General features: G+C 61.6%; 16 protein-coding genes. 2 read left to right on the forward strand and 14 right to left on the reverse strand.

The window, feature by feature from the left end; translation table 11 throughout:
* Positions 1–5: 5 nt before the first annotated feature.
* From ROSERS_RS15140 to trpA, 8 genes are all read right to left on the reverse strand, one after another.
* Entirely contained in the window at positions 6–2,096 is a 2,091-nt protein-coding gene (locus tag ROSERS_RS15140; protein ID WP_011957654.1) for a 3'-5' exonuclease, read from the reverse strand.
* A 3-nt stretch (positions 2,097–2,099) separates the two neighbouring features.
* A complete protein-coding gene (locus ROSERS_RS15145) occupies positions 2,100–4,589 on the reverse strand; it encodes a site-specific DNA-methyltransferase (RefSeq protein ID WP_083763375.1) in 2,490 nt (829 codons plus the stop codon).
* On the reverse strand, positions 4,586–4,999 hold the full coding sequence (locus tag ROSERS_RS26115) for a hypothetical protein (RefSeq protein WP_157041103.1): 414 nt from the start codon (positions 4,997–4,999) through the stop codon (positions 4,586–4,588). Before ROSERS_RS26115 ends, ROSERS_RS15145 begins: the two co-directional genes overlap by 4 nt.
* Positions 5,000–5,521: 522 nt before the next feature.
* Positions 5,522–8,578: a BPTD_3080 family restriction endonuclease gene (locus ROSERS_RS15150; RefSeq protein WP_011957655.1), complete on the reverse strand. Its 3,057-nt coding sequence runs from the start codon at positions 8,576–8,578 to the stop codon at positions 5,522–5,524.
* A 534-nt stretch (positions 8,579–9,112) separates the two neighbouring features.
* Positions 9,113–10,576, reverse strand: a complete 1,464-nt coding sequence (gatA, locus tag ROSERS_RS15155) for an Asp-tRNA(Asn)/Glu-tRNA(Gln) amidotransferase subunit GatA (protein WP_011957656.1) — start codon at positions 10,574–10,576, stop codon at positions 9,113–9,115.
* Positions 10,576–12,057: an undecaprenyl-phosphate glucose phosphotransferase gene (locus ROSERS_RS15160; RefSeq protein WP_232282629.1), complete on the reverse strand. Its 1,482-nt coding sequence runs from the start codon at positions 12,055–12,057 to the stop codon at positions 10,576–10,578. The genes gatA and ROSERS_RS15160 overlap by 1 nt, the downstream gene beginning before the upstream one ends.
* The gene (locus ROSERS_RS15165; protein ID WP_011957658.1) at positions 12,011–12,910 is read right to left on the reverse strand and encodes a glycosyltransferase family 2 protein; all 900 of its coding nucleotides are present in this window, start codon (positions 12,908–12,910) and stop codon (positions 12,011–12,013) included. Before ROSERS_RS15165 ends, ROSERS_RS15160 begins: the two co-directional genes overlap by 47 nt.
* Before the next feature lie 138 nt (positions 12,911–13,048).
* The gene (trpA, locus tag ROSERS_RS15170; protein ID WP_011957659.1) at positions 13,049–13,834 is read right to left on the reverse strand and encodes a tryptophan synthase subunit alpha; all 786 of its coding nucleotides are present in this window, start codon (positions 13,832–13,834) and stop codon (positions 13,049–13,051) included.
* 131 nt (positions 13,835–13,965) lie between these two features.
* Here trpA and ROSERS_RS15175 point away from each other — a divergent pair, with 131 nt between their 5' ends.
* Positions 13,966–14,328: a hypothetical protein gene (locus tag ROSERS_RS15175; RefSeq protein WP_011957660.1), complete on the forward strand. Its 363-nt coding sequence runs from the start codon at positions 13,966–13,968 to the stop codon at positions 14,326–14,328.
* Between the two features lie 95 nt (positions 14,329–14,423).
* On the opposite strand, the gene ROSERS_RS15180 is transcribed toward ROSERS_RS15175, so the two are convergent.
* The 4 genes from ROSERS_RS15180 to pgsA all read right to left on the reverse strand — a co-directional run bounded on the left by ROSERS_RS15180 (position 14,424) and on the right by pgsA (position 18,324).
* Positions 14,424–16,766 (reverse strand): transketolase-like TK C-terminal-containing protein, encoded by a 2,343-nt coding sequence (locus tag ROSERS_RS15180; protein WP_041335505.1) that lies wholly within the window; start codon positions 16,764–16,766, stop codon positions 14,424–14,426.
* A gap of 63 nt (positions 16,767–16,829) precedes the next feature.
* Positions 16,830–17,270, reverse strand: a complete 441-nt coding sequence (gene hepT / locus ROSERS_RS15185; RefSeq protein ID WP_011957662.1) for a type VII toxin-antitoxin system HepT family RNase toxin — start codon at positions 17,268–17,270, stop codon at positions 16,830–16,832.
* The gene (gene mntA, locus ROSERS_RS15190) at positions 17,267–17,668 is read right to left on the reverse strand and encodes a type VII toxin-antitoxin system MntA family adenylyltransferase antitoxin (RefSeq protein WP_011957663.1); all 402 of its coding nucleotides are present in this window, start codon (positions 17,666–17,668) and stop codon (positions 17,267–17,269) included. Before mntA ends, hepT begins: the two co-directional genes overlap by 4 nt.
* 86 nt (positions 17,669–17,754) lie before the next feature.
* Positions 17,755–18,324: a CDP-diacylglycerol--glycerol-3-phosphate 3-phosphatidyltransferase gene (pgsA, locus tag ROSERS_RS15195; RefSeq protein WP_011957664.1), complete on the reverse strand. Its 570-nt coding sequence runs from the start codon at positions 18,322–18,324 to the stop codon at positions 17,755–17,757.
* A 40-nt stretch (positions 18,325–18,364) separates the two neighbouring features.
* On the opposite strand from pgsA, the gene ROSERS_RS15200 reads away from it, so the two are divergent.
* Complete coding sequence (locus ROSERS_RS15200; protein WP_011957665.1) at positions 18,365–18,781, forward strand: TIGR03668 family PPOX class F420-dependent oxidoreductase; 417 nt, start codon at positions 18,365–18,367, stop codon at positions 18,779–18,781.
* A 68-nt stretch (positions 18,782–18,849) separates the two neighbouring features.
* Here ROSERS_RS15200 and ROSERS_RS15205 read toward each other — a convergent pair whose 3' ends face one another.
* Together ROSERS_RS15205 and ROSERS_RS15210 are read right to left on the reverse strand one after the other, a co-directional pair.
* Positions 18,850–21,039: a glycosyltransferase family 39 protein gene (locus ROSERS_RS15205; protein ID WP_011957666.1), complete on the reverse strand. Its 2,190-nt coding sequence runs from the start codon at positions 21,037–21,039 to the stop codon at positions 18,850–18,852.
* 24 nt (positions 21,040–21,063) lie between these two features.
* The gene (locus tag ROSERS_RS15210) at positions 21,064–22,290 is read right to left on the reverse strand and encodes a glycosyltransferase (protein WP_041333798.1); all 1,227 of its coding nucleotides are present in this window, start codon (positions 22,288–22,290) and stop codon (positions 21,064–21,066) included.
* Positions 22,291–22,318 lie beyond the last annotated feature (28 nt).

A 22,318-nucleotide genomic window follows, 5' to 3' on the forward strand; every position in this document is an offset into this window, starting at 1 on the left:
GCCGCTCAAGGTCGGATCAGGTCACCGAGAAATTCGGACGCAGGCGTCACAGCGGAAACGTGCAAGGCGTCGCGCGCGCGTGTGCAGGCGACGTAGAGCAGGTGCCGCTCGGTGTTGTACACCTCCTCCAGATCGCTGTCGTCGGTGATGTTCTCAATCCGTGAGTTCAGAGGAACGACCTCGTCGTCGCAGGCCATCACCGCCACGCAGCGGAATTCGAGACCTTTGGCGAGCGGCATGGTGCAGATCGACGCATGACCGTGCTGCATTTCGATGCGTTCATCCAGCACCGCCGACGAAAGCCCCGCCAGCTCCGCAGCGCGCCGGGCGCGCGCAACCTGCGCGTCAGATCGCACGATGATGCCGATCTCGTTCGGCGCGACCCCCTCCTGCAACTGTTCCTTCAGCCAGTCTGCGACGCCGGCGGCTTCCTGTTCCTCGTTATCGAAAACGCGGATGACCGGCGGCGGCCCGTTGAAGACCGACACAGTGCCGCGGCGGTCTTCGACATTGCCGTCAACGTCGGTGAGTTGTGGCGCCAGGAGCCTGTCCGCCTGCGCGCGGATCTGGTGAGAGGTGCGGTAGTTGACGCGCAGCGTGCGCGACCGACCGCGCACATCCACGCCCAGTGACGCCCACGAGAAGGGCTGTTGAAAGATGCGCTGACCGAGGTCTCCGGCAAAGAACAGCCGGTTGGTCGCCTTTGCATCGAAAGCGGCAAGAAAGCGGAGTTGCGGGATCGACATATCCTGAGCCTCGTCAACGACGACAAAGTCGTAGGGCGGTTGGGCGAGGGTCTGGATCTTCTCCGCCAGGCGCCCGAAAAGCCTGGCGCGCGTCAGCCAGCCTTCCTGTTCCAGCCGCCGGTTGACCGCCTCGAACACTGCCCAGAGTTCGGCGCGTCGCGCCTCTGGGAGCCGGGTCTTGCGACCGAGTCGCGGCACGGTGCGGTAATCCTCCCAACTCGCAAGCTGCCAGGCATCCACGATTTCTGTCCACTCGTCGAGCAGGAAGGCTGCCGGGAAGCGCGCCGCCGGGCTGCCCTGAGCCGCTTCGACCAGATACCGTTCAACGGTTTCGCGGGCGACCAGCCGGGGTGCGCCGAAGTGCAGCGTGTAGAGGCGCTCACCGACGGCGTTGAGCGCACGGATGTCCACGCGCCCGGCGAGTCTGGGTTCGCCTGCGATCAGGCGCCGGAAGAGGGACTGCAGGGCGTTGGCGAGCGCGTCCGAAAACGTCGTCAGCAAGACACGCGCATCGGGATGCCTGCGCGCAAGGGATGCCGCGCGGTGCAGCGCCACGACTGTCTTGCCGGTGCCGGCGGAACCGGCCACGCGCGCCGGGCCGTTGAAGTCCTTCTCCACCCACTCGCGTTGCGCCGGATGCAGGAAGATCGTCCACCGGTCCCAGGGATATTCGAGCGCCCGTTTCAGATCCTCGACATCCGTCATCAGGCGGAAGCGGCGTTGCGCGTCAGGGTGCACGAAGGCATCCGCTGCCGGCAGCACCGGCCGGGGCGTCGGTTTGCCGCCGGTAGCCAGTTCCAGCACTGCTTCGGCGGCTTCGGCGGGCAGATGCTCCGCGAGCGCGAGCAGCCCATCTTCATCAGCTTGCTTCACATCCGACAGCCATTCGACCGGAACGCCGTAGGACAGCAGTTCCTCGTCCGCGCAGTGCGCCAACGGCAGCCGGGCCGTTTGTGGAGACGGCACAGGGACATCGCGCTCTCCGCCTGCCGGGCGCCTGGTTACGACACTATCCTCAACGCGCTCGCGTATCTCGACGAACTGCGCCGCGCCGGTTCTGGGATGCACCTCCAGCCGACGCCGCTCGGCCCATGCATACGCCTGATCGTGGTGGCCGACGTAACACAGCAGCAAACTGTCGTGCGACCGGTGCACAATAATGCGCAGATCGCGGTTGACCCGCACCGACCAGAAGTTTTTGTCGCGCGATTTTTCGATCTTGTGGAACTGCATGCCCGGACTGGACGGATCGGCCTGCAAGTCGAAAACTGTGACCTTCACGGCTTTCTGCTCTTCGCTCGTCAGCCGGGCGAGGCTGGCGGTAAATGTGTCGGCGATGCGGAAGTGCATACACTACACCCTGAACACCTTCATCACTTCATCCCCCAGGTGGTTGATCACCTTGACGGCGATGCGACCGGATGCGGGTTTCGCAAAGGGACGGGAGGTGTCGCTGTTCAATGTGGCCCAGGCCTCTTCGTTGATCTCAGCCCTGAGAGTGGTCTTGAGCGCCTTGTAGGGGTCGTTCTGTCCCAGGAAGTAGGCGTGGCGGACGAAGAAACTCTCTTCGTTGTAGTCGGTGTCGATGAACCAACAGGCGATGCCGTCGGTGGAGTCGCTGCGGATTTCGCCGGTGGAAGGATCGAACACGTCCACGCCGCGGATCTGCACGCGAATGCGTCCGTCGGGTTCGTGGAGGAGTTTGATGTCCGGTTCGCCAAAGATCACGAAGAGGTTGCCCTTGCCGGTGGGCTTGAGGTCGCCGCCCATGTGCAGGTCGGCATTCATGCGCGCCCTGAGCACGGGGATGCGACCGAGCCGGTTGAACTCGCTCGCGTGGGCCTCGAAGCTGAAGGCGCAGGCGATCAGCACGTCGAAACTGGCATCGGCCGCCTCGCGCGCCGCAGCGACGAGATCGGGTCGGCTCACCGTGCCGAACTCAGGACCGATGAAGATCGCCGCGCGCTTCTCCGTCGCGCCCTCCAGGTAGCGCCCCTCGGCGCAGACCAGTTCACCGGGCCAGGGCACGATCGACGTGAAGCTGATGCGGTCTTCCCTGTGCACCTGCTGCACGCCGGCGGCTTTGAGGTTCTCCAGCACCATCTGCTCGAAGCCCGGCGGCGGCTGATAATCGGCCTGCAGCTCGCGCACCCGGAGCGGGTCGATCAGTTCGTCGTTCTCATCCACGAACAGCGTGCGGTGCGGGCTGAGCGACTCCACGGTGAAGGGTCCGGCCACGCGCACCTTTCTGTTGTCGATGTAGGGCCTGTCGTAGAGATATTCGATGTCAGCATTGCGGGCAATCGAAGCGTCGATCTCCCGCTGCCGCGCAATGCGCGCCGCCCAGAAATCGGCGAGCGGCTGCCGGGCGGTTTCGGGCCAGTCGGCGGGCGCCTGCCTGGGAACCTCCCATTCGACGAGTTCATAGGCTTTGACCACCTCGCCAGATGGCATGGTGAAGGTGGCGCCTTCAGGCGCGTCGAAGCGCACCTCCTTGCCCTCGCGCCCGCCGTTGGTCACGCGGAAGGGCTTTGTGTGGCCCCGCAGCGCCGCATTCAGGCGCGCTAGCGCCTCCAGCACCTGCGGCTGCCACGTCTCGTAGATGACATCGATCTCGGCATTGTTGGCGATGGATTTCAGCGTGATGTGCGGCACGCGCTCGTAGACGAAGCCCTGGCGGATGTCGCCGTAGGTCGGCTTCTCGACGTAGGAGCGACCGGACAGCTCGGCCTCCTTGCGCCGGCCCTCGGGCGAGTCGGCCAGCAGGTAGTAGGGGTAGCGCGCGCCCATCAGCCGCGCGCGGGCCAGCGCCAGCGCCACGCGCGAGGTGTCAATCGTGATCCAGCGCCGCCCCCATTGCTCGGCCACGTAGGCCGTGGTGCCCGATCCGCAGGTCGGGTCCAGCACCAGGTCGCCGGGGTCGGTAGTCATCAAAATACAGCGCTCGACAACTTTAGTGCGCGTCTCTACTACGTATCTCTGGTCGGGGTTAAAACTAGCAGTGTCGCTCCAGACCTCGGACAGGACTTTCAAAGGATAGTCGTCAATGTAATATTTCCACCTTAGTTTATTCCCATCCTTGACCATCCGACCCGTCTTCTTCAAGGCTTCCATGCTGTCGGGGTAGGTTAACTTCCAGTGTCCGTTCTTACTTGGGCGGAACTTCTCTCCCTCGAATTCAAGTGGGGTATCCTCACCTGATGGTCCTGCACTCTCCAGGCTCACGAGCCGGAAGACTCTCGCCCCTGCTGGCAACAGCAACGGATCAACCATTTCAGCGTGCGTGATCTTTCGTACGCTGCTATCGGCTAGCTCTACATTACTGTAGAAAGCATCAGGTAGCTTTTTAGAGTATAGCTGACGATACTTTATGTATTCTTTGTCTTTAGCGTACCAAAGTAGATAGTCGCTTGTCCGGCCCAGCTCATCGGAGACCATACTGCCGGTCTTGGCGAAGGCGATCTGTCTTACAAAATTATCCGGACCGAACACTTCATCCATCAGGCAGCGCACGCGGTGGACGTTCTCATCGCCGATCTGTACGAAGATCGAGCCGGATTCGGTCAGCAGGTCGCGGGCGACGGTGAGGCGGTCGCGCAGGCAGGTGAGGTAGGAGTGGATGCCGTCGCGCCAGGTGTCGCGGAAGGCTTTGACCTGCTCCGGCTCGCGGGTGATGTGTTCGGGTCGGCCGTCCTTCACGTCGCGGCTGGTGGTGGACCACTGGAAGTTGCTGTTGAATTTGATGCCGTAGGGCGGGTCGATGTAGATCATCTGCACCTTGCCGCGCAGCCCTTCGCGTTCGGCCAGGCTGGCCATCACCTGGAGCGAGTCACCCAGGATCATGCGGTTCGACCAGTTGGCGTCGTGGCGGTAGAACTCGGTGCGGTCGGCGCGCCTTCGGGGATGCCGTTGAAATCGGCGAAGAGGTCGAGTTGCAATGCCTCAGACGTGTTTTCCTGAGTGTGCCGCAGCAGGTCGTCGATGAGCGCCTTGGGGTGGATTTTCTCCTGGATGTAGAGCGGCGGCGCGGGGACGACGAGGTCGCTCCAGTCCTGGTAGTCTTTGCCGCGCCAGACGAGCTGCGGGTCGAGGTCGGTGTTGCGCGGGTAGCGCAGGAGTCTGGGCGCCTGCTCTTCCGGCTTCATCACCGCCTGGTATTCGGCGGTGGGGATGTTCTTGCGCTTGTCGTGTTTGTGCGTCAGCGCTTCGATGGACTTGCCAGCATTGGTTGAGGCGCTTTTTTTGCGAGTCATGGTCGGCTATCCTTATCTCTCTACGTCCCGACGCGCCCGTTGTGATCGCACGCGGAGACGCGGATGTGTTTTCTTATGTTGGCACCTTGTGTGACCTCACGCGGAGGCGTAGAGATGTTTTTGGTCATGGCGTTGCCGTGCGCCTCGTGTGACCTCACGCGGAGACGCGGAGGCGTGGAAGTGTTTTTTCCGGTTTTCTTATCCCTTCGCATTTCCCGTGTCGCTGCCTGTCCCGTGTGACCTCACGCGGAGACGCGGAGGCGCGGAGGTGTTTTTTCCGGTTTTCTTTTCCCTTCGCATCCCCCGTGTCTCTGCCTGTCCTTTGTCACCTCACGCGGAGGCGCGGAGGCGCGGAGAGGTTTTACACGTTCCGTATCCCTTCGCATTCCCCGTGTCTCGACGCGCTCCTTGTGGGCGCACGCGGAGGCGCGAAGGGACAGAGATGCTTAATGTAGTTCCTGCCTCCGCGTTCTCTGCGCCTTCGCGTGCCCCAGATGACCTCATGCGAAGGCGCGGAGATGTTCAGTCAGTTCCTGCCTCCGCGCGCTCCGCAGCTCCGTGTGGGCGAATCATCTGCTCAAGCAACTGATCGAACGCCTTCTGTATCTGCCAGATGTCGCCGAACTCGGCAAACGCCCAGCGGCCATAGGTCTTGAGGTTGTTCACGCCGGGAATCCAGAAGGTTTCCATCGTCGATTTCTTCTCCTTCGCATCCTCGCCGCGATAGCCCTTGATCTCGATCACGAGGTGCAGCGGGTCGTGCGGACCCCGGCCATCGTCCACCAGCACGATGAAGTCGGGGCGATAGGCGCGGGTTTCCGAGCCGTAGCGGTAGGGGACTTCGAAGCCAAGGTTGTGGTTCTTCACGTAGGCGAGCACGCGGGGATGGCTTTCCGCCACCCGGCAGAACTCGGCTTCCCAATCGCTATCGAGCACGATCCAGTTGACGTGGCACTTCGGCGGCGGTCCGGCGGTGTCCCATAGCGTTTGCCGCGTAGTAGAGAAACGCACATACGCAGTTGATCCGGTGGGGTTATAGGGATCGAGCAGCGCCTTGATCGGGCGCCGGTCCTGAAACTCGCGCGTGATAGCGGCGGTGATCTTATTGCAGGCCATGTCGGCGAGTTCCTGGTACATGAGCAAGGCGGGGTACGTGTCGCCCTTGCAGACGAGACAACGATCCAGCCATTCCCCGGTGATGCGCTTGAGCTGGCCAAAGAGGTGCAGCTTCGGTTCTTCGCCCGGATCGCGCCATTTGTTATAGAGCAGGTGCTTCGTGAGGTTGAAGAGCAGCGCCGAAGGACGCATGTCCTCGAGGTGCGCGAGGGTCAGATCCACCGCTTCGCCGATGATCCCCTGGTTGCGGGTGATGGTGGGTCCGACGAGGGCGGGGGTGAGTTCGAGGATGGAGTCCTCCGTGAATTTTGCAGCCAGGCGCTCGTCGGGCAGCTCAACGCGGTAGCCCTGAACACGCGGGAAACGGATTTCCAGGTGATCGCGCTCGGGACGGACAGCCCTGACCTGGATGGTCTGGCGCGGCGGCTGGGGCCGGACGACGACCGGCTTCGCGGTGAAGTCGAAGGGAATGCCGAAGATGTCGGCATATTCAGGATTGAAGAGACCTTCAGCGTTCACTTCATACGACTGGCGGCGCAGCGCGCGGCCAATGACCTGCTCGCACAACAGCTGGGTGCCAAAGGCGCGCACGCCAAGAATGTGGGTGACGTTGTTGGCGTCCCACCCTTCGGTGAGCATGGAGACCGAGACCACGCAGCGGATCTGCTCGCCGAGCTGACCGGGTTTGCCCACCGTGTTCATAACCTCGCGCAGCAGGTCCTGGTCGGTGAGGCTTTCAGCTTTTCGCGCATCGCCGGTGCGCTCAATGATGGCGCGGCGGAAGCGCTCGATCTCGTCCGCCGCCATCGCGCGGAAGTTATCGTCGAGAGCCGTGCCGGACTCAAGCTGCTCACTGTCGATGAGCAGGGTGTTGGGGCGGGGCAGCGGGTTGCCGGTGGTCTCGTCGAAATTGCGGAAGAGCGGCAGCTGGCCGTTGACCAGTGTGCTCGTGCCATCGTCGTTCTGCCGGACAAAGCCCGCGACATAGTCGTAGACGAGTTTGGAGATCGCGGTGTTCTGGCAGACGATAATGAAGCAGGGAGGCACACGGATGCCAGCCTGCTCCCAGATCCGGAAGGTCTTCTCGTAGTGGCCGTACAGCGCCTGGAGCGCCGTCTGCAAACGGGTAGGAATCTTCAAGGGATCCAGGTCGCCAGCCTTGCCGCGCCCTTTCTTCGGCATATCCTTGCGGATGTGCTCCCACAGATTGCGGTACATCGGCATCTCGTCACCCGGGATGTTCTCGGCCACGGGCACGCGCGGGAGCTTCACGATACCACACTCGATGGCGTCCATCAGCGAAAAATCGCTCATCGTCCACGGGAACAGGGTTCCCTCGGCATAGCCTGAGCCGCGCAGAAAGAACGGCGTGGCCGAAAGGTCGATCACCCGGCTCACGCCGATCTTGCGGGCGACAGTCTCGATACCGGTGATCCACAACCGCGCGGCTTCGTTGTTTTTCTCGGCTTCCTTCTTCTCTTCGCTGGTCAGGTCTTCCTCTTCCGGGTCGCGCGGCTTTTCACGGTAGCAGTGATGACCTTCGTCGTTGAGCACCAGGATGTTTTTCATGCTCATCAGCTCAGGCATCACGCGGGCAAGCATCTGCCCTTCCGTCTCGGTGGTCTGGATCGGTTCGCCGCGACCCTGCAGCAGCGCCCGCCCGCCGGCGGACAGTTCCATCCGCTCGCGCAGTTTGAAGGCGTGGTAGTTGGTGATGACAATCCGGGCGCGGTGGATATCCTCGATCATATCAATGGGAACCAGCTCGCGGGTCGTGTAGTAGTTCTCCGTGTCGTTCGGAAGCAACACCCGCAGGCGGTCCCGGATGGTGATCCCCGGCGTGACAATGAGAAACCCACGGGTGAAGCGTTTGCTCTGCGGATGGCGCACGGCGTTGACCGTCTGCCAGGCGATCAGCATGGCCATGACGGTGGTCTTGCCCGCGCCGGTGGCGAGTTTGAGCGCAAGACGATTGAGTTCGGGGTTGGCATCGCGGTTCGCCCGCGCCAGATGATCGAGGAGACCCTTCCCGGCAGCCGTGTGCGGCGCAACTTCAGTGAGCCAGATCACCGTCTCGACCGCCTCGATCTGGCAGAAGAACGGGCGCACGCTGCTGAACTGGTGATGCCGCCAGTGGTGCAACAAGCGCGCAGTTTCGGGGGTGACCTGCCACTGGCCCGGCGGCAGTGCGCGCCAGGCATCCACGTGGCTACGCACTTCGTTGATGATCGAGGTCGGGTCGTACTGCTGCGTTGCGGTCGAAAGCCCCAGCCCTTCGTCGAAGATCATTTCTGCCTGCTGCGCAGCGCGGCGCTTCTTCAGCCTGGGGATGGGCGTGATAAATTCCGCCCGACGCCGGCCGTGGATAATCTCCCCTGTCGGTTGACCGTTTTCGAGCTTCCAGTGGCGCGCAGGGTATTCGTAGGGCGAGTTCAGGATCGGTTGGTCAAAAAACTGGCTCATGGGGCTGCGCTCATTCCTCACGTTCGCAGATGCTCAACATAACCGGCGAGTACAGCACTGCCCATTCGCTTGAATACCGCAATTATAGCATGTCGCTCCGCTCCAGAGCGCGCAGGTCTCGGGCGTTGGAATAGAACACGAATCAGCACGGATGCGACGGATCAGCGCGGATGAAGGTTTGTCGGGAATAGCCCGCGCAGGCGGGCTTTGCCCTGGATAGCCGAGGGCTTATGGTCTTTGAATAAATAATCTGGTATAGCCCGCGCAGGCGGGCTTCGCCCTGGCTAGCCGAGGGCTTCAGCCCCACGGCTAGCGCAGTATAGCGGATTTAATTTTCAATCTCCATCAGCCCGACGGCAAGAGCCCGCGCAGGCGGGCTTTGCCCTGGATAGCCGAGGGGTTCACCCCGACGGCAAGAGGCGCACATATCGGACTTAATTCTCAATCTCCATCAGCCCGACGGCTAGATGCGCGCCTGCTGCGCGCGATCCCGGTGATCAACCGCTTTGCGCTTCATGGTAGCAGACCCGTCGGTTACTCAACCGGCAGATCCGGCATGCGCGTATGCCAGTCAGTAACACGCTGATAGGCGTCGCCGATGCGCAGCAGCGTCTCTTCATCGAACGCTCGCCCGATCAGTTGCAGACCGATCGGCAGCCCTGCCGCAAACCCGCATGGCACAACCAGCCCCGGCAACCCTGCCAGATTCAACGGCAGCGTGCAGACATCCTCGAGGTACATTGCCAGTGGGTCATCGGAGTGCGCCCCAATCGGGAAGGCGACCGTCGGCGTGGTTGGGGCGGCAATGACATCGACCTGCTCGAATGCCTGCTGATAGTCGCGCCGGATGAGGGTGCGCACCTGTTGGGCGCGTTTGTAGTAGGCATCATAGTACCCCGCTGAGAGCGCATACGTTCCCAGCATAATCCGCCGTCGCACCTCTGGACCGAACCCTGCGCCACGGGTGCGCTCTAGTTCATCGAAGTAACTCTCGCCCGGCACGCGCAACCCATACCGCACACCGTCGAAACGCGCAAGATTGGCGCTGGCTTCCGCCGGAGCGATCAGATAGTAGACCGGCAGCGCGTAGGGGGTGTGCGGCAGACTGATCTCGCGCACTTCCGCGCCCTGGTCGCGCAACACATCAATGGCGACGCGCACGGCAGATTCAACCTCCGGTTGCATACCGGCAACGAAGTACTCACGCGGAACGCCAATGCGCAACCCGCGAATGTCGCCGGTCAGCGCCGCCTCATAATCTGGAACCGGGTGATCGGTACAGGTTGCATCGAACGGATCGGCGCCCGCAATAACCCGCAGAATTATTGCACAATCGCGCACCGTGCGCGCCATCGGTCCGATCTGATCGAGCGACGAGGCGAACGCTACTAGACCATAACGTGACACGCGCCCATAGGTCGGCTTGAGACCGGTAATGCCGCACAGCGCCGCCGGTTGACGGATCGAACCGCCGGTATCGGTGCCGAGGGTTGCCGGCGCCTCACCGGCAGCCACAGCCGCTGCCGAACCGCCGGATGAACCGCCGGGAACCCGTTCCAGATTCCAGGGGTTGCGCGTCTGCTGAAATGCGCTATTCTCGGTCGAGGAACCCATCGCAAACTCATCACAGTTGAGTTTGCCGATCAGCACCGCGCCAGCTGCTTTCAAGCGCGCAACAGCCGTTGCGTCGTACACCGGAACATAGTTTTCGAGCATCTTCGAGGCGCAGGTGGTGCGCACCCCCTGCGTCGAAATGACATCCTTGATGCCAAGCGGAATGCCGAGCAACGGCGATGTATCGCCAGCGGCGCGACGCGCATCGGCAGCCTGCGCCTGCGCCCGCGCACCTTCAGCGTCGATGGTCAGAAACGCGCGCACCTGCGGTTCGACAGCGGCAATCCGCGCCAGCAGCGCATCGGTCAACTCGACCGATGTGATCTCACCGCGCATCAGCGCCTCACGCGCATCGGAAAGCGTCAACTGGTGGAGCAACGTCATCAGTACCCTCGATTTTTGCCTGAAAGGATATCAACAACCGTCTTGATGATAATTTTTATGTCAAATAGCAGTGACCAGTTTTCAACATAGTAGAGATCGTAGCGGGTGCGCTCCTCAATGCTGGTATCGCCGCGCAACCCGTTGACCTGCGCCCATCCGGTAATGCCAGCCTTCTGCTTGTGGCGGCGCATATAGCGCGGGATGCTCTGACTGAACCGCTCGACCCACACCGGTTGCTCCGGGCGTGGTCCGACAACGCTCATCTCCCCACGAATAACATTGATGAACTGCGGCAATTCATCGAGACTGTAGCGCCGCAGGAAGCGCCCAAGCGTCGTCACCCGCGGATCGTCCTTCGTCGTCCAGTTGCCGATCAGCGGCGCATCGACGCGCATCGTGCGGAACTTGAAGGTCGGGAACGGCTTCCCGTCCAGACCAACCCGCTCCTGCACAAAGAAGACCGGACCGCGCGACTCGAATTTGATCAGCAGCGCGATCAGCAGCATGACCGGTGAACTGAGGGTCAATACCAGGATCGCAACCACCAGATCGAGCGTGCGCTTAAGCGCCCGGTTGATCGGACTGTCGAGTGCAACGTTGCGAATGCCGATCAGGGGCAAGCCGCTCACATCGCCGATTGAAATATCGTTATTGGTGATCAGTTGAAAAGCGTCGGGATAGAGTTTAATCTCGACCGACTCATCCTCGGCGAGGGTGACGAGGTCCAGCACTTCTGCCGGCGTTCGACCTGACACCGCAATGATGACCTCATCCGCCTGCGCTGCGCGTATCACACGACCAAGCGCCGCCGGTTTGCCAAGCACCGGCACCCCCTCGACCAGCGTGCCAACCGGCGTTGAGTTCGAAATAAAACCGACGACGTGATACCCCATTTCGGGCTGGCGTCGGATGGTATTGAGCACCACCCGCCCCGGATCGCGCGTTCCGACGATAATGACACGGCGCACATCGATCCCGCGCCGACGCAGCGCCGTCAGCACCGAACGGTGCGCCCACCTTAGCGCGACCACACCCGCCACTGCGCCGATCCAGCCACTCACCAGCACCTGCTCGTTCCAGGGAAGTGGATCACGTCCGAACTGCGGTTGCATCGCGTTGATGATCAGGGTGGCAAATGTTCCAAGTGAAACCGTCACGATCACCTTGAAGAACTCATCCACCCGCGATACGCCGCGACGCAACGAGTACAGGCTGCTTCCCACAAAAGCGACAGCCATGGAAACATTCATGATCAACAGCGTGATCAGCCAGGTCGTCGAACCAACGGTGGCAAGCGAAGCTGCAAACTCGGCATCGGCACGAACTGCCCACAGATAGACGCCGACGAACGCTCCATTGAGCGCCAGCGAATCACAGGCGATCAGCGCCAGTATCAGCAGCGTGCGCACCACCCATGAGCGCTGGCGCATCGTTTTACCGGGCGCGACGCGCGACCGGGGGGCGGATGAGATTGCTGCCAAGGCTGAGGAACTCCTTCAGCGTAATACCGGTTTCAATCATTGCATTCAGCAACGCCGGAGTGGTGGCGGCAAAATGCTTGCGGTGAAAAATACGCATGGCATCGTAAAACCAGCGGATCGCCTGCACAGGGCGCTGGCTGCTCGATGCGCGTTTGTGGTGGTACACCGTCACCGATGGAACATACATAATGCGCCAGCCGTACTGTTTGATGCGGTACGCCCAATCGAGGTCTTCGCCATACATGAAGAACGCCTCGTCGAGCAAGCCGACTTCGCGCACGACGCTGGCGCGCACCAGCATACAGGCGCCCACCACCGAATCGACCTCGGTCTCACAATTTTCGTCCAGATAGGTCAGGTTGTAGCGCGCGAAGCGCGGATAACGCGGGAACAGGCGCGACAGACCGATCATCCGGTAGAATGCGACTTCTGGCGTGGGGAATGAGCGCCGACACGCCAGGTCGAGCGAGCCGTCGGGCAACAGCAACTTCGGACCACACGCACCGACATCGGGATGCGCTTCCATATAATCAACCAGCAGATCAAGCGCACCACGCGGCACAACCGTATCCGGGTTGAGCAGCATCACATAATCGGCGGCATCAGTCTCATCAAGAATGGCGCGCAGCGCCAGATTGTTGGCGAACGCAAACCCGCCGTTGTGCGGACTGACGATCAGGCGCACATGCGGGAATTCGGTGCGCACCATTGCGGCGCTGTCGTCGTTGGATGCATTATCCACCACCCAGATGCTGATGGCGCAGCGCGGATCGTCCTCCGTGATCGAGCGCAGACAGGCACGTAACAGATCGCGGGTGTTGTAATTGGCGATGACAAGCGCAAGCGACGCCATGGTCGAATCCCACAGACAGCATATCAATGCTGCAATTATATCATACCCGTAAGCAATGCCTGGATGCGCACACGATTGTCTGACGCAGAGCGTTATCCAGGGCGCCTGCTGGTATGCTCGCGTAGCCGACCGTAACTATCAGCCACGCAGCGACCGCACGAAATCGACTGCGCGTGCAACATACTCGCCGGGCGGCGCCTGTTCGATGACATTGATCAGCGCGCTGGCGACGATTGCACCGGCGGCATATCTGCCCGCCTCACGGACATGCGCCGCACTGCTGATGCCGAATCCGACCACCAGCGGCAGACTGGTGCGGCGGCGAACCCGTTCGAGGAACGCGGGTAATCCGCTCCACAGTTCGCGCCGCGCGCCGGTGACGCCGGTCAGCGCAACGCAGTAGATGAAACCGCTTGCGAGTGCGGCGATGCGGTCGATTCGTTCGTCAGGGGTGGTGGGAGCGACAAAGAAGATCAGGTCAAGACCATGCGCACGGCAGGCAGCGTGGCACTCGTGCGCCTCTTCCGGCGGCAGGTCGGGAATGATCAGTCCATCCGCGCCAGCATCAGCCATATCGCGTGCCAGCCGCTCAAGACCGTACTGCAAAAATGGGTTGTAATACCCCATCGGCACGATTGGCGCGCGCACGCCACGTTTGCGCAACCCGGCAACCGTTTCGATGCAGTGTTCCAGGCGAATGCCGTTGGCAAGGGCGCGCTCCGAGGCGCGCTGGATCGTGGCGCCGTCGGCGAGCGGATCGGAGAATGGAACGCCAAGCTCGAACAGATCGGCGCCAGCCGCTTCCAGCGCGGGTGCAAGTTCCAGCGCCGAGTCGCGCTCCGGGTAACCGGTCATCAGGTAGGGCATAAGTGCTGTGCGCCCGGCGGCGCGCAAATAGGCAAAGGTTTCGGCAATACGGCTCATCACACCATCCTTCATATGTTCGGGAAGAAATTCACATATTTCAATAGGAAAGGCAACCCTGACATGCAGTGGCGGACATTGTATAATATAAAGTGCTCAGATGGCATCACATCACTATAAAGGAGGGAGCGATGCCCAGAAACACAATCATTGCCGGTGCAGCGCTGACGTTGCTGGCGCTGTCAACATATTTCGGAACCGGTATGTCGAGCGTCACGGCGCTCATTCCGGCGTTTTTCGGCGTGCCGCTGATCCTGCTGGGATGGCTGGCACAGAATGGGCAGCGCCGCAAGACGATGATGCACATCGCGGTCGCCCTCGGAGCACTCGGGTTCATTGCGCCGATGAGCCGCATCGTTCCATCGCTCGGCTCATTCGAACTGAACGTTGCGACCGGCGCCAACATTGCGATGGCGCTGATCTGCGGCATTTACGTGGCGCTCGGCGTGCGCTCGTTCATCGAGGCGCGCCGCAATCCGCCGGCAACAACGTGATGCGCGCTCACTCCGGAGTCTGGCGAGCCTGACGCTTCCGCCACACTCCTGTGGCAGCCCTGCACAATGGCGTGCAGGGCTGTTATGATTCACCATCACTCATCGATCATGCGAAATGCCGCTTCTGCGATACTCGTCGGGTCGATCCCGAAGTGGCGATAGAGATCGGCGCGCGCGCCCGACTGACCAAAATCATCGACTCCCAATGCCGCTACCGGCACACCGTACACGCTCCCTAACCACGCCAGGCTGTGGGACGCGCCATCCTGCACGGTGACTATCGGTGCGCGCCGTTCTTCCGGCAGAACCAACCATCCCAGCGGATCCCGGTCGCGCGCCGCGCGCCAGCGCTCGAACAGACGCTTCGGACTGACCAGGTTCAGCACGGTGACCGCCACCCCTTCGCGTTGCAGGTACGCCGCTGCCTCCAGCGCTTCCGGCACAATCGCACCGACGGCAGCGATCATCACCTGATAGGGGCGTCCGTCGCCACGCCGCGTAATGACAGTCTGATCGCCAAAACGCCAGTCGTAGAGGCGGTACCCGCCCATCACAACCTGCCGTCGCAGTTCCGCTCTCCCGACGCGCTCAAGCGCCGCATTGAACGGCGCCTGGTCGATAGGGCGTGTCGAAAGGCGCAGGTACGTCGCCTGCCCGTGGACGCGGTCGCAACACTCGCGGATCGCTTCCAGCAGCAGCCATGCCACTTCCTGCGCATAGCACGGCTCATACGCGCGCAGTTTCGGCAGTTCCGCCCCGATTGAGGGTGTGATCGTCGATTGATGGGCGCCGCCTTCGGGCGATAGGGTGATGCCCGACGGCGTTCCGGCAAAGATGAACTTTGCGCCGGAATAGACGCTGTAGATCAGGGCATCGAGACCCCGACAGACGAACGGGTCGTAGACGGTGCCGATCGGTATCAGCGGTTGCCCGCACAGTTCCGCCGACAATCCCATCATCCCCAGCAGCATGAACAGGTTCATCTCAGAAATGCCCAGTTCGATATGTCTGCCGGAGGGACCGCGCTTCCAGCGCAATAAACGGTACGACTCAGTCTCATAATCGGGGTGTTCGACAGGTGTGAAGACGCCGGTCTTGTTGATCCATCCCGCCAGATTGGTTGAGACCGACACATCCGGCGAAGAGGTCACGATCCGTTCACCGATCGGCGTATCCGCCAGACGCACCAGCAGGCGACCAAAAGCGTCCTGCGTGCTGGTGCGCTCCGGTATGGCGACGTCCAGGTCAGCGGGAATGAGGGCGGGATCGCATGCAACGACCGGCGGCTTTTCGGGCGGATAGAGGCGCGCCGCAACTTCGGCGCACAGATCGGCTTCGGGCGTGCCTGGTGCGAATGCGTCCCACTCGGCGCCCGGAGCGATACCGTGCGCGATGCGCAACGCCTCGATCTGTTCAGCGGTCAACAGCATCGAGTGGTTGTGCGGATGCCCGGCGATCGGCAACCCCCAACCCTTGATTGTATAGGCAAAAATGATGGTGGGTTTGCCGACCGATGCGTCCGCCTGCGCCAGCACATCGAACAGTTCCGCCAGATCGTGCCCGCCCAGATTTGAAAGAACAGCAGGCAGCTCGGCATCGGGAATATCCGCAATCACGCGCGCGATCCGATCACCCCTGCCAGCCGGATCATCACACAAACGCGGACGCAATTCGTGACCGGGCAAACGGATGAGCGCCTGGTACTCTTCGTTGCTCATGTCATCGATACGCTGGCGCAGCGCATCGCCGCCGGGTTGCCGAAACAGCGCCTGCAACCGACGCCCATACTTCGCTTCCAGCACCTGCCAGCCATTCTCGGCGAACAACCGCTTCAGGCGCGCTGCCCGTATGCCGGGAACGACCCGGTCGAGGCTCTGGCGGTTCAGGTCAACAATCCAGATCAGGTTGTCCAGACCTTCCAGCGCCTCATCGAGGATTGCCTCCCATACATTGCCTTCGTCCAGTTCTGCATCGCCCACCAGCGCAATAAAGCGTCGCGATGTGACGTGACCGAAGTGAAGTTTCGCGTAACGATGCGCCAGTGCCGCAAATGCAGGCGCAACCGCCCCCAACCCAACCGAACCGGTCGAGAAATCGACATCATCAGGGTCTTTCGTGCGACTGGGATACGCCTGGAGACCGCCGTAGGCGCGGAGTGTGGCGAGATACTGGCGTGGCAATCGTCCGAGCAGATACTGGACGGCATGAAACGCTGGCGATGCGTGCGGTTTGATCGAAACCCGATCGCCGGGACGCAGGAAGTGGAAATAGAGTGCCGTGAGGATCGTCACGAGCGACGTTGAGGATGCCTGATGACCGCCGATCTTCGTGCCATCGAGGTTGGGACGCACGTGGTTGGCGTGATGCACCATGAATGTCGCCAACCAGAGAATGCGACGCTGGATCGCGTCCAGCACCGCGAGACGTTCAGGCGTGATCGCCACGGGTGTCCCGGTCTGCTGTCCAGGCGCAACATCGATCACGGTCGTCCTCCACACGTATCACTCAACCGGTTGATCCGACGGCGGTTGCGGCAAAAGCGCCAGAATCTCACGATAGTACGCTTCAAGATCGGTCAGGTGATGAACCAGTATCGACTTGAGCACATCAAGGGAGAGTTTTCGATAATCGTGCACGGCGATATTCCGAAAACCGCACATGTTCTGCATGGCGCGCGCTACAGCGCTAGAGAGCAACCCCTGTTCCGCAAGCGCCACAAAAATCTCGCGCAGCGTCGCCGGCATGTCACGCCCCTGAGACGCCAGTGTATGAGCGCCGAGATCAATCGCTGCCTGGATTGCGCGTTGTAGATTGAGAACAAAGATATCCTGGGTATCGATGTCCTCAAGCCGGTTCGGGTCCAGGTGCGTGACCGACCTGATGCGATCCAGGCAACGCTGAATGATCGCCACTTTTGCAAGAACAATATCAGGGTCTATCACTGAAGCATGCTCCGTCGTATCAGTGCATCTTCAATCGGTTTCCGAATCCGTTTGAAGTCGGCGTACTCCGTCACCAGACGCATCACGAATTCATGATAGACACGTGGACGCGGGCATGCGATCAATCTGCCATAACGGAGCGCCTGAAACGCCAGAATGGTCGGCGCATCATTGAGAACGATGAGATCGACATCGCGTTGTACGGCTTCTTCAAGGCGTTGACGTAGCGCCAGACGCTCTTCGATGCCGGGAATGGCGCTGTGCTCGAAGAGTGTCGCCACATCAATATCGCTGTCGGGTCGGAGACGTCCGCGCACCGCCGAACCGAACAGCAGGACGGCGGCAATGCCCGGCTCCGCGCCGAGAACATCGTTGATGCGTATTTCGACAGACGTCATATTCAACCCGCAACGCTCAACCTGCAACGTTCAACCTGCAACGTTCAACCTGCAACGCGAAACCTTCACCCTTCGACGCAAAACCTTCACCGTCGCAGCAACGGCATCGCCTTCCAGAAATACTCCACGCCCGACCCGATCGTCCAGATCAGCGCAAGCCCCAGAACCAGGGGCCAGAACGACGCCAGGGTCAGCAGCGCCTCCGGCGATCCGGGAATCGCGCGCACTGCGGCGTCCACCAGACACCAGATCAGCGCGGCAACAGTGAATACCAGTTTTTGCTTCCCCCACTGGCGCGCCGCGATGACTTCACCTTCGGCAGCGGCGTAGGAACGCAACCCCGATACGGCAAATTCGCGGATAATGATGATCAGTGCAACCCATCCGGGCAACAACCCGCGTTCGACCATCGGCAACAGCGCGCCGGCAACGAATATCTTGTCGGAGATGGTATCGAGAAAAACGCCGAGCGGCGAAACAACCTTGAGTTTCCGCGCGATTCGCCCATCGGCAATGTCGCTGATAGCCATCGCAACTAACAAAACAACCGCGCCCAGATCGCCGGACGGCGTCCCCAGCGCGATCAGGATATAGAGCGCCGGCGTTGCGACAATCCGGAACAGACCAAGCAGATTGGGCAGATGACGAGTATACACGCAACCTCTCCATCCGGCATTATACCTGAAGGAACTGCGTATGACAGCATGGGAGCGCGATTTTATCGTGCATGGGCGCGTGGCGCGTATGGCCACCGTCGATGCACATGGACATCCCAGTGTTGTGCCGATTGTGTATGCTTTCGATGATCGGCTGTATACGCCTCTCGACGCGAAACCCAAGCGTGTCGCCGCAACGCAGTTGCAGCGTGTGCGAAACATTCAAGCACACCCGCACGTTGCGATTGTCGTCGATCACTATAGCGAAAACTGGAGCGATCTGGCATGGGTGCTGATCCGCGGAACGGCAGACATCGTCACCGACGGACCGATGTATGTGACCGGCATTGAACTGTTGCGTCAGAAGTATCCCCAGTATGCAACGTTGCCGCTGGACGGCGCCCCGCTGATCGTCGTCACGCCGCTGACGATTCGCGGATGGCGCGCGACGGACTGATACCGGGACAGCAACCGTGTACCGGTGGCAGACCTGAACGCCGCCATAAGGACCGCCTGTTCTGCCGGTTATGGCGCAATCACATCGACGGATCCGATCACGAGGCGGTTGTCGGAGAGCGTCGGCGCGCGAGTGGCAATCGGCAGACGCGAAGCGGGCGCACCGTCTCCACTGTAGACTCCCAGCACCAATGTGTAACGACCGGGTGGGAGGGTATGCGGCAGCGGAAGGGATCGCTCATCGTGCACCGGGTCGCCAATCCGCCACGTGGTGGTCATTCCGGCAGGCGCATACCCGCCGAGCGGCGGTCCGTCATCAAGTGCGACCGGCGGCATGTCACAATTGCGGCAGAGATGGAGAAATATCCGGTAGTCGCGCGTCGGCGGCGCTACCGCTTCCCAGTAGAGTGTCACGGGAAGCGATCCGCCAGCCCGCGCAGCGCCGCCGTGGAGCGCCAGCGTCAATCCGCGCAGGCGCAATTCGCCGCCGAATGTTGCGTCGAGCACTGTGTCCGGTTGTGGGATCGCGCCTGGACCGCCGGCATTGAACGTTTCCGGAAAGCTCTGGCACATGAGAAGGACGCCAACGAACTCACTGCCGCCGCAGGGCCAGGTGCGCTGCGGGTATTGAAAGCGCAATCCCACCCATCCGAAGCGGTCAATCGGCAATGGCGGCGGATCGACCGTGCGGGCATGATCCGGTGCAATCAGCAGCAGCGCCCGCTTTCTTCCGGTCGCCTGCTGGTTGAAGAATGGCTCGAACCGCCGTCGGATGCACTCCAGCATCTGCTGCCGCGTTGGATTGACGATACCGCAGACGTCGCCCTCCGCAAAAACCGGGAATGTTCTCGGCTGCGGCAATGGATCAGGCGTGACACGCGGCGCATAGTAGGCGTACATTGGCTCGACATAGTGTGGATGCAGCAGCACGAGATCATCAGGATGCACCCGCAGCGCCAGCGCCGTCACCGCCTCGCGCCACTGTTCTTTGACCGGATCGCCGCTGAACAACCCTTTCCCCGGTTGAACCAGCGTTGCGACGCTGGTCGTCAGGCTGAGGACGAGCAGGACAGGCGCAAGGGCATCTGGCAGTATTCGGCGCAATGACATGGGCACGCTGTCTTTTTCGCCATGCTGCGCCAGAATCGGGTAGACCAGCGCCGCCAGCCACGCAGGAAACGCCGGCGCAACGTAGCGCGCCTCATACACGGGTACAAGGGTATGAACGATGGCGAACAGTCCCACCGGCGCAATCAGCAGAGCGACAATCGCGCTGGCGCTGATCCGTCCGGCAAGCGCATTGCGACACAACAGCGCGACACCCCAGAGCGTCAACACTGCCCACGGCAGGAACCAGGCAAACGTCGGCAACCAGAGATACCCTTCCAGATCGCCGGGCCAGCGATCCAGACTGAAATGCGCGAACGTGAACCAGATACCCTCGACAATCCCGACAGAACCGCGTTCACTACCGATCCGTTCATTGCGTGTCGCCAGGATCGTTCCGGCTACTCCAGTCAGGCTCAGGACCAGCGCGATCGCAATGAACGCGGCAGCCGACCAGCGCCGCATACCGGCGTTCCAACGCCACAGGTGAAGCCCCAGAACCAGTGCGGCGCCAGCCAGCGAGAGGAGCGCCAGGCGGTGCACGAATACGCTGATCAACGCCACGGCAGCGAACAACAGCCATGCGCGCCGCGTATCCATGCGGAATGCACGCAGAAACGTCCAGAGCAGCATCGCCGACGCCAGGATCACCAGGCTGTAAACCTTCGCATCCTGTGCGTGCCAGAGGGCATAGGGCGAAAGCGCGACGAGCGCACCGATCGCGGCGGCGCCCCGAACATCCCTGGAATCGGTGTGATGGGAGGAGAGTTCACCCACTACCGCCATCAGCACCGGCACGACCAGCGCCCCCGCCAGCGCCGACGGAAAGCGGAGCGCCCACTCCGCATCACCGGCAATGAGCACCCACGCCTTCAGCAGAAGATGGTAGAGCGGGTAACCGGCATTGGGGCTGAACAGTTCGGCAACCAGCGCCAGCCAGCTCTTCCCGGTCACCTCGACCCATGTGCTCCCCTCGTCCAGCCAGAGGCTCTGGGCATCCAGCCGATAGATGCGCAGCGCAAACGCCAGTGCCGTCAATGCAATCGTGACCAGGAATATCCGCTGCGTCGCGTCTGATGTATGGATCAGATCACCGGATGTCCTGGCGCGCCGGGTGAAAGCATGCAAACCGGCTGTCAAACGTTCTCGCATCGTTCAACCCGCAACCGCTCACCCTCATAGATCAAGCGCACGATGGTACGCCTCCTCGAAGCGCGCCGCAACGACATCCCACGACAGTTCTTCCAGCACGCGACGCCGGGCGGCTTCGCCGAGGCGAACCGCCACATCTCGCCCGATCAGCAAGCGTGTGATCGCCTCCGCCAGCGCCGCCGGATCGCGCTCTGGCACGAGTACGCCATGAACACCATCAACTACCACATCGGGAATGCCAGCGACGCGCGTGGCAACGATTGGACGCGCCGCGCCCATCCCTTCGAGCAGCGTGTTGGGCAGACCATCGACGTTACCGGCATCATCACGCACCGAGGGCACGACGTACACATCTGCGGCAGCAACATAGCGCGCAGCGCGGTCACGCGGAAGTTGACCGGGAAAGATGACCGCTTCCGCAACATTGAGTTCGTAAGCCCGACGTTTCAATGCGTCCAGCAGATCGCCATATCCCGCCAGCACGAGGGTTGCGTTCGGATGGATTGCACGTATGCGCGGCATGGCGTCGAGCAGATAGGTAAACCCTTTTTTATGGACCATTCTGCCCATCGCAACGATCAGTGGCATATCGGGAGGCAACCGGAGTTCTGCGCGCACCTGCGCGCCGGCGCGCGGATCCGGACGAAAGGCATACGCATCCACACCATAAGGGATCACGGTTGCGCGATCCGGCGGTGCGCCGAGCCGCACTGCACGCTGACGGAGATCGCTGCTACAGGCGGTGATCGCCGCTGCACCGCGAAACACAGTCGCGGCAGTCAGCGCGAACGGCCATCCTTTGAACGCCAGATAGACATCCGAGCCATGCAAACTGACTACCAGCGGCAACCGACACAAACGAGCGGCGAGCAGGGCAGGCGCGCCATTCGGCAGCACCCAGTGCGCATGGATCAGGTCAAACTTCTGACGCCGCACGAGGCGCATTGTTGCCTGAAATGATGCCGCCAGAGCAAACGGCGCCGCTGCCAGCGCCGTGCGCCGCAGACCAATGTCGGCGTGCAGTGATGCAGCATAGCCATAGACATTGAATGCCGGGTGGGGAGCATACCGGTAAAAGTGCAACCGCACGCCGGACTCGATCGGCGCACGCCGCACCTCTGGATGAAACGGCGCCAGAACATGAACCGTATGCTGACGGCGCACAAGACCAACAGCAATCGACTCGATGAACGGTGCAGTCGTTTCTCCTGCATATTTCGGGTACGACGATGTGAGCATGAGAATGTTCATACCTGGTTACTTAACCAAGAGGCACGGA

Source organism: Roseiflexus sp. RS-1 (assembly GCF_000016665.1).
Classification (GTDB): Bacteria; Chloroflexota; Chloroflexia; order Chloroflexales; family Roseiflexaceae; genus Roseiflexus.

Bases quoted from the DNA above. Each gene is read 5' to 3' on its own strand.
- ROSERS_RS15140 (WP_011957654.1), bottom strand. From the start codon at position 2,096: ATGCACTTCCGCATCGCCGACACATTTACCGCCAGCCTCGCCCGGCTG.
- ROSERS_RS15145 (WP_083763375.1), bottom strand. From the start codon at position 4,589: ATGATCCTGGGTGACTCGCTCCAGGTGATGGCCAGCCTGGCCGAACGC.
- ROSERS_RS26115 (WP_157041103.1), bottom strand. From the start codon at position 4,999: ATGACTCGCAAAAAAAGCGCCTCAACCAATGCTGGCAAGTCCATCGAA.
- ROSERS_RS15150 (WP_011957655.1), bottom strand. From the start codon at position 8,578: ATGAGCCAGTTTTTTGACCAACCGATCCTGAACTCGCCCTACGAATAC.
- gatA (WP_011957656.1), bottom strand. From the start codon at position 10,576: ATGACGTTGCTCCACCAGTTGACGCTTTCCGATGCGCGTGAGGCGCTG.
- ROSERS_RS15165 (WP_011957658.1), bottom strand. From the start codon at position 12,910: ATGGCGTCGCTTGCGCTTGTCATCGCCAATTACAACACCCGCGATCTG.
- trpA (WP_011957659.1), bottom strand. From the start codon at position 13,834: ATGAGCCGTATTGCCGAAACCTTTGCCTATTTGCGCGCCGCCGGGCGC.
- ROSERS_RS15175 (WP_011957660.1), top strand. From the start codon at position 13,966: ATGCCCAGAAACACAATCATTGCCGGTGCAGCGCTGACGTTGCTGGCG.
- mntA (WP_011957663.1), bottom strand. From the start codon at position 17,668: ATGACGTCTGTCGAAATACGCATCAACGATGTTCTCGGCGCGGAGCCG.
- ROSERS_RS15200 (WP_011957665.1), top strand. From the start codon at position 18,365: ATGACAGCATGGGAGCGCGATTTTATCGTGCATGGGCGCGTGGCGCGT.
- ROSERS_RS15205 (WP_011957666.1), bottom strand. From the start codon at position 21,039: ATGCGAGAACGTTTGACAGCCGGTTTGCATGCTTTCACCCGGCGCGCC.
- ROSERS_RS15210 (WP_041333798.1), bottom strand. From the start codon at position 22,290: ATGAACATTCTCATGCTCACATCGTCGTACCCGAAATATGCAGGAGAA.